A 6,340-nucleotide genomic window follows, 5' to 3' on the forward strand; every position below is an offset into this window, starting at 1 on the left:
CCCAAGAGTGCAGACGGCGACCTCCGAGTTGGCGCGCTTGGTGCTCAGGTTTGGCAGCGTGAACGCTCTGGCTGAGAAGCTTTCCGAAGCTCTCGGCGAGGGCGCTCCGCGCATTTATCCAAATCGCATACACGGGTTACTTACCAACGATGAGTCCCGCGGAGTGAACAGTGCAACCCTGGCAGCACTAGAGGCCGCGATAGCCGCCGTCGACGAGCCGACGGATTGGGCTATGGATCCCAAAGCGGTTCAAAGAGCAGTGGAGATGTTCCCCGCTGATGATCCGCGCCGACTCCAACGGGTCGCGGACGAGTTTGGCGTGCCCATCGGCGTCGTTCAGGGGGTCGCAGCCGAAACGGGAGTTACCACAACGACCGTCGCAGGAGCAGAGCCTCACCATCAGCCGATCAAGCCTGACTGGTCATGGCAAGAAGTCGCAGTGAAGCAGAGCCTCGAAGGACTCCGACTGAGCACCGGTCGCAAGGTGGGGCTGGTGCTGCCCACTGGTGCTGGCAAGACAACAGTTGCCCTACGTGTTGCGCTGGACTGGCTGAATGACAACAGCGCGATGGTGCTGTGGGTGACTCATCGGCACCATCTTCGACGTCAAGCCAGGCGTACGTTGCAGGCTTTGATTCGAGCGACTGACCTATCTGCCGAACAAGCGGCCGCACTCTTCGAACGTGTGCAGTTCACCATGGCCCACGATCTGACAGAGACGGTGGGAAAGCTTTCTGAGACATCGTTAATTATCGTCGACGAGGCGCACCACGCGGCGGCTCCCAGCTATCGCCCGGTCGTCGAGCAGGGCGATCTGCCCGTTTTATTTCTGACGGCCACACCAAACCGGGCCGATGCGCTTCCTATTGGCATTGACGAGATCGCCTACACGACCAGTTACCGCCAACTAATTGAGCGTGGCTGCGTCATCGAACCCATCTTCGACCCGCCCGAGGAAATGCCGACCCTTGACTGGTCCTCACCTGCCGGGTTACACGAACTCGCTGATTACCTCCTCGACCGCACCGAGAGCGATTTTTCGAAACCGCTCGTTGCCGTGTCGTTGCAGGCAAACGCTGAATCCCTTTATAAAGCTCTTCAAGATCAACTCGACCAACGGCAGTCGCATCCGCTAACTGCAGAGGACATCGGATACGTTCACGGCGGATCTAACAGTCGTGGACTTGCAGACAGCGGTGAGTTCCTTGATGAGTTCAGTGCCAAGCCGGCTGGAATCCTCGTCGCAACCAGTCAACTCGTGGGCGAAGGGTTCGACGATCCGTCTCTGGACGCGGCAGTCATCACCTATCCGTCGTCCAGCATTGGCCATTTAATGCAGGTCGCTGGCCGTGCGCTTCGATGGACGCCGAACAAAGTCACTGCGCACATCATCCAGGTGCGGCGGTCGCCACTCGAGTACCACTTCGAACAGCGCTGGCTCTATCAAGACATATCCGACGAACTTCGTCCCGATTTGCTCGATTACGCGTACGCATCAGCCGACGATCTAGCTGCTAAGGTTCAGCGACTCCTCGAGCGACACAACGTTTCCCACTCGATACGTCAACGCATCACCGTCGAACTGAGCGAAGTTGAACCAGGTGACAGAGTCAACATTCTGCTTTCCGGCCTTAACTACTACGGGCCAGTCGACGGATTCGACACGGATGCACCATGGAATGCCGTGCTGGTCCACCCTCGTGAACGAGATCGGTTCCTGCGCATCTTCAATGACGTTTCAGGTTACGTTGAAGACATCAAGGACGTGCGGGCTTACCTCGGAGCGCAACTGCGGCAGGACCTTTCCGCGGGAAGCCTATGGAAATCGTACGGCGTGATGATCGCTGCGATGGAGTTCGCGCGCCGCGAGATCCACAACACGCCCTACCACGGTGACGATAGCCGTAACTACACAATCGGACGCGCCACGAGTTGGCTGAAGTACGTCACTTTTGAGTTCCGTCCCACAGTGCCCATCGACCTAGATACCTTGTTAGCGGACGCCTACAACCGCGACGAACTTCTCTCCGCTTACATCGCACGACCAGGTCATTGGTCAGTCGCACTTAGGCTCGAGATACCCGTGTTCGGATCACAAGGCTTCCTATTGGACGAGGGACAAGGCGAGTGGTTGCTCAGGGAACACGAACAGCTAGTCGAACAACTCCAGAAGACGGAGCGGTCCGCTCGCCTCGACGCTCTGTCGGCCTGGCGATCAGGGCTAGCTGAAAGCCCAATTCCAGTACGGATACTCGATCACCTGCATCAGCTTTTGCGGTCCGAGCGACTGGATCGGCATCTACTTCGACTTGACCGGCAGCGCGTGGACAACACCTAATCGCGTCTGCCCAGCAAACCGGTGATTCACGAAAGGAGCACTGCAGCATATGAATTCCGCGAATTGGGATATCGCACCCGGCGATACCCTTAGCCGCGAAGACCGGCGGCGGCGCTTCGGTGGCAGCCAATACTCCGGAATCGCCCCCTCTGCCCAAACGCTGAACGTATTCATCTACTCCGACCCGTCGGCAGCCGAAGAGTTCGGCTACAACTACGACGGTTGGGATCACGTCACCGGGGTCTACAACTACACGGGTGACGGCCAGGAAGGTGATCAGCAACTAACCAGCACAGGTAACGCCGCCATCCTGCACCACAAGCGAGATGGCAAAGCACTACGCCTGTTTGAGGCTGCCGGAACGAAGCCCAACAGTGACGAGGTGATCCAGCGATACGTCGGCCGATTCGAAATCGACGAAGCCGAGCCTTACAGAATCCGCCGGGCACCCGACATAAACCAACAAGAACGGGACGTCATTGTATTTCGCCTGCGCGAACTCAGGGAGGAGCAAGACTCAGGCATCAAAACGGATGGCGCAAAGAAAGATGACGAGCCAGCGGGAACCAGTTGGTCGGAGGAGATCATCGATGCTGACACCGCACTGGCCGTGCTCCGAGATATCCGCGTTTATACACACACCGATGGTCAGCGTGCACCGTACCAGTACCTGGTTTTGCTATGGGCCATCAGTCGGCAACGGTCGGGCCATCGTGAACCGGTGCCCTTCCAAGACGTAAAGGTTGAGGTCGCCCGCATACTAAGTGACTTTGCGATAGCCGATACGGCCCCAGACCCAGCGAACCCATGGTTTGCACTCGACCAATCACCGTGGTGGACTGTCTCACAGCGGGTTACACGTTATTCTGAGATATCGAACGCCAACGTGGCGGCCGGCCTGAGCAAGCAGATCATCGATCTTCTCGAAAGAGATCCGACGTTTGCAGGACGAGCAGTCCACGCCATCCGCGCGATCATCGGAGACTCCCCTCGTCTCGATGACCTGCTGCAGAGGTTGCAACTGTCCAATCTTCCCTCTTATCGACTGATCCCAGTCGAGAACAACACGGCCGAGACATTCACAGTCGGCCCCGCAATGAAGGACGCTCAACGCGCCCGACGTGAAGCCTTGCTGCAGAACGAATATAAGGAGTATTTAGAGAATCGCAACCATGAAGTCTTTTCACTCGAGATCCCCGTCGATGGCCAACTTTTGAGAGTAGATCTTTACGACCGGACCACGGACGAGCTCATAGAGGTCAAGGCATCCGTGGACCGAAACACAATTAGACTCGCGCTAGGACAGATTCTCGATTACGCACACATCGTCAAACCAAAGTTCCGCACCATCCTCGTCCCTTCAGAGCCAGCACAAGGGCTTCTTGAGATGCTGCGTGCCAACAACATTCAGGTGCTCTGGCAGGACGCCGACGGACGTTTCAATTATGCATGACATCGACGATGTTCAAACACGACGTTTAGTTCTGGAGTAAGCAAGTGATCGAATCGAATCCCTTCCGAGAAGAGATCGAGCAGATCCTTCTCAAACACCCGCGCACGCGCTGCGCCAAGGTGCTCATCGGCATGAAGCAGAATCTGACCGACACCGAAATGGCCGCCGCTGCGGCCGCCGCAGGCGAGCCCGTGCAGCCCGACCGAATCACCGAGGTCCGCAGGAACGTCCAACGGGCGCTTGATGACACGCTCGCCACGCCCTCTGAAGCCGAGATGCAGGCCGGGCTATACCGAGAACTGCTCAACTACCCCCGCTCCCCCGAACTACGGCGGCACACTAACACCCGTTTGGCTCAACTTCAGCAACTCGATCCATCCATCAAGCTCACACCGCTGGGCGATATCCGTCTCGGTGCCAACGACGCACCGCGGCCACAGAAGCCCGAACCACGGTGCAACAGGTGCTTCATGATCCACAACGGCGAGTGCTTATAGCACCGGGGCGAGAAACACCCATTGATGACAAGGCCACCCAGGTCACTCCCGGTGTCGTAGCTGCCATTATCACGTCAGACCTGACTTGGCTCACGATTCCCTTTTCGCGATAGTCACAGCGATTTGACCTCCTGTTTTCGGTCTTGCTGGCGGGGATTTGCGCACTAACCGATCGTCTGCCCTGGTGGCCTACGGCGCTGTGCAGGGGCGCCCCAACCGCAGTGTTTGCCCGAAGTGCCAGACTGACGGCATGCAGTCCGACATGTTGATGTTTACGGTGGCGAGCCTGGATGCGGAGTGTGCGCCGATGCCATCGCGACGACTTGCCGAATTGGGGATTCTCGAGCCGGTCCACCTTGAACGCTGGATCATCGACCACCCTGAGGTGCTGGGTGACCAAGTGAAGATCGTCACGACGCAGTACGACAAGTGGTCATCGGATTCCGGTGATCTGGCCAGGGAGCGCCTCGACATCCTCGGACTGGACAGCTCCGGCCAACTGGTCGTCGTCGAACTCAAACGAGGCATTGATTCTCGTATCCACCTGCAGGCCATCACATACGCGGCACTCGTGGCCGGTTTCAGCAAAGAAACCCTGGCCGACGCCCACGCGAACTATCTCAACCGTGTTGCCACCGAGCCGGTTTCGACCGCAGAGGCCCTAGAGCAGCTCGAAAACCACGTTGATGGTACTTGGGACAACGACATCCTCACCGTTCCAAAGATCATCTTGCTTGCTGAGGATTTCACTGCGCAGACATACACCACTGTGTCGTGGCTATCGGATCTCGCCCCGAACCTCACCATCGAGATGCACACGGTCAACGCGTTCCTCATGAACGGACCGACATCACCACAGACCTGCATCGTGTTTCGACGACTTTACCCCGCAGTTGACCCGACCACCCGCGTGTTAACCCCTGGGATCGCCTCTGCCTCAGCCGATTCCGTCGCAACCAAGATCGCCGAAAAGAAGCGCCGCATCCGCTCTACATTCCTGCTCTACGAATCGAACACCATCCCCGAAGGGGCGCAGGTCGACCTCGATCTGCACACCTGGATCAACGCCGAGCTCGCCCACGCGGTCGACAAGTGGGTCGCAGGGGATCCACGGCGAGGCCGTGCCACCTGGGTCAAGCACCGCGACCGGCCGCTCCAATGGGCAGCCGATCCAGGAGACGGCACCACGTTCACACCGACCACCTTGGCCAAAAAGATCGTGCAAGAAGCCACCGGCATCGGGCTCGACGCGATCCCAGGCGCAGACGTCTGGCGCTACCAGGGTCAATCGCTGGCGGCTCTTGCCACCCTTGCTGAGTGACCCATTACGCGACGACCTCTGAGCTTCGCTCACTGAATCCGCGCGAGGTGCGCACTAATTTGAGCCATGTCGGGTCGTCATTGCCATTATCACGTCAGAAGTCGCTCTGGGCCAAGGATTGGCCGCCCCTGAGCAAGCCGGCCGGGCACGACCTCGGCCACCAGATTCGCCCGGTCGCCCGGCGACAGCCCGAATCGGCTGCCCAGCTTCGCCAGCTGGTTGTAGGCGTCGTTCAAAGCCGACCAGTACGGGCTTTTTACGAGCTGCTTCTGGCTGCCCACGCAGGTATATCCGTCGACCGGGCAGTAACCGAACGGTGGGTTGCGCACCTTGGTCTCCAGCGTTTCGACGTGGGCAACCACGCGGCACAACGCAGTGAACAACGGCACATCCCACTCCGTTAGTACGTGCTTGTCGACCAGATCCGGCGCCAATTGACGCCACACCTTCGCAGCCTTCGCGCCAATGCCGCGAGGCGGTGCTTTCAGATCGATGCCCTCAGTGTTGGCCGGTATCGGCGCGGCACGGTTCAGATTGCGCTCCCGGTCACCCCGCAGCACCTTCAAGTGCGTCGGCGCCGGTTTCGGCCCTCTTCTGCCCACAATTAGCTCCTTTCAGTCTGTATCCGGGAAAACAACGGCAAAACGCTGACGGGCGCGAGATGCCTTGGCAAGGCGGTCGCTGTGGTGTGGGGGCCGTGATTAACCCCCCCCCCCCGCCGCGGCGGCGGC

The 6,340-nt window shown here is 58.9% G+C and carries 5 protein-coding genes; 4 read left to right on the forward strand and 1 reads right to left on the reverse strand.

Translation table 11 applies throughout. The features are described 5' to 3' along the window. The first annotated feature begins 58 nt into the window (after nucleotides 1-58). From BN972_RS19375 to BN972_RS19395, 4 genes are all read left to right on the forward strand, one after another. Complete coding sequence (locus tag BN972_RS19375; RefSeq protein WP_158086302.1) at nucleotides 59-2,338, forward strand: DEAD/DEAH box helicase; 2,280 nt, start codon at nucleotides 59-61, stop codon at nucleotides 2,336-2,338. Between the two features lie 49 nt (nucleotides 2,339-2,387). After that, nucleotides 2,388-3,791 (forward strand): hypothetical protein, encoded by a 1,404-nt coding sequence (locus BN972_RS27835; RefSeq protein WP_051545675.1) that lies wholly within the window; start codon nucleotides 2,388-2,390, stop codon nucleotides 3,789-3,791. A 44-nt stretch (nucleotides 3,792-3,835) separates the two neighbouring features. Beyond that, a complete protein-coding gene (locus tag BN972_RS19390; RefSeq protein ID WP_051545676.1) occupies nucleotides 3,836-4,288 on the forward strand; it encodes a hypothetical protein in 453 nt (150 codons plus the stop codon). Nucleotides 4,289-4,538: 250 nt separating this feature from the next. Further along, entirely contained in the window at nucleotides 4,539-5,609 is a 1,071-nt protein-coding gene (locus BN972_RS19395) for a PDDEXK family nuclease (RefSeq protein ID WP_235192521.1), read from the forward strand. Between the two features lie 89 nt (nucleotides 5,610-5,698). Here BN972_RS19395 and BN972_RS19400 read toward each other — a convergent pair whose 3' ends face one another. Then, entirely contained in the window at nucleotides 5,699-6,211 is a 513-nt protein-coding gene (locus tag BN972_RS19400; protein WP_158086301.1) for a P27 family phage terminase small subunit, read from the reverse strand. Between the last annotated feature and the right edge of the window lie 129 nt (nucleotides 6,212-6,340).

It is taken from the genome of Mycobacterium asiaticum DSM 44297 (genome assembly GCF_000613245.1).
Taxonomy (GTDB): Bacteria; Actinomycetota; Actinomycetes; order Mycobacteriales; family Mycobacteriaceae; genus Mycobacterium; species Mycobacterium asiaticum.

Bases quoted from the DNA above. Each gene is read 5' to 3' on its own strand.
- BN972_RS27835 (WP_051545675.1), top strand. From the start codon at position 2,388: ATGAATTCCGCGAATTGGGATATCGCACCCGGCGATACCCTTAGCCGC.
- BN972_RS19395 (WP_235192521.1), top strand. From the start codon at position 4,539: ATGCAGTCCGACATGTTGATGTTTACGGTGGCGAGCCTGGATGCGGAG.